This window comes from Promicromonospora kroppenstedtii DSM 19349 (assembly GCF_000515355.1).
Lineage (GTDB): Bacteria > Actinomycetota > Actinomycetes > Actinomycetales > Cellulomonadaceae > Promicromonospora > Promicromonospora kroppenstedtii.
Map to the genome: position 1 here is coordinate 1 of NZ_KI911651.1, position 1,086 is coordinate 1,086.

Consider the following 1,086-nt stretch of genomic DNA (forward strand, 5'->3'; position numbering starts at 1 on the left):
GCCCACGTGCGCCTCCGCGCCGAGCCCGGCGGCCGACTGCAGCACCAGGCGGCCGGTGGCGGGGTCGGGCACCGCGATCGCGGTGACGTCGGCGTCCGCGACCTCCCGTGCCTCGGTACCCACCAGGGTGAGCACGTCGTGCGGCGAGGAGCCCGCCAGGACGTGGCGCGAGATCCGGTCGTTCGCGCGGGCCCAGCGTTCCCGCAGCCGGGCGACGTCGTAGAGGCGGGCGTTCTCCACCGCCACGCTCGCGGCCGCCGCGAGCGCCTCCAGCACCCGTTCGTCGTCGGCGGTGAACTCTCCGCCGCCGCGCTTGTCGGTGAGGTAGAGGTTGCCGAAGGGCGAGCCGTGGACGCGCAGTGGCACCCCGACGAAGGTCCGCATCGGCGGGTGGTGGGCGGGGAAGCCCACGGAGGCAGCATGCCTGGACAGGTCGGGCAGGCGCAGCGGCACGGGGTGGCGGATGAGCTCGCCCAGCACGCCGTGCCCGGTGGGGTAGGGGCCGATCGCGGCGACCTCGTCGTCGGTCATGCCGACGGTGAGGAAGCGGCTGATGCGGCTGTCGGCGTCGAGCAGCCCGAGGGCGCCGTAGCGCGCGTCGACCAGCGAGACGGCGGCCTCGACGATCCGGTGCAGCACGGTCTCGACGTCGAGCCCGCGGCCCACCCCGACGACGGCCTCCAGCAGCACGTCGGTGCGGTCGCGCGGCGCGTCCACCGGGTCCATCGGCACCTCCCAGCGTCAGTCCGGCCGTTCCCGGGGCCACGGTAGCGCGTGGGCCCCACGGCGGGCACGGGGACCTTGGTCCCGGGGCACGGGGCCTCCTGGCTCTGCCGGGCGGACGGGCCGGCTGGTGTGCTGGTGGTCAAGCTCGACGACATCGTGAGGAGACGATCATGAGCATCACCTGGTACCGCGGCATCGTCGTCGGGGTCGACGGCTCGGAGGAGAGCCTGGCGGCGCTGGAGTGGGCGGCCCGGGCCGCCGACGTGCACGAGGCCCGCCTGACCGTCGTCGCGTCGCACGCCACACCCGCGACGCCCGCGGCGGGGTTCGGCGACGCGATGCGGGAGGCGCAGGACGAGG

At 75.5% G+C, this 1,086-nt stretch carries 2 protein-coding genes; one reads left to right on the forward strand and one right to left on the reverse strand.

The genetic code is table 11. The annotated features are described in order from the left end of the window. Positions 1–726 (reverse strand): GAF domain-containing protein (locus tag PROKR_RS10150; RefSeq protein ID WP_036962797.1); only part of this gene is annotated, 726 nt, incomplete at its 3' end. A gap of 170 nt (positions 727–896) precedes the next feature. On the opposite strand from PROKR_RS10150, the gene PROKR_RS10155 reads away from it, so the two are divergent. Then, on the forward strand, positions 897–1,086 hold a 190-nt coding region (locus tag PROKR_RS10155; protein ID WP_036962799.1), incomplete at its 3' end, for a universal stress protein.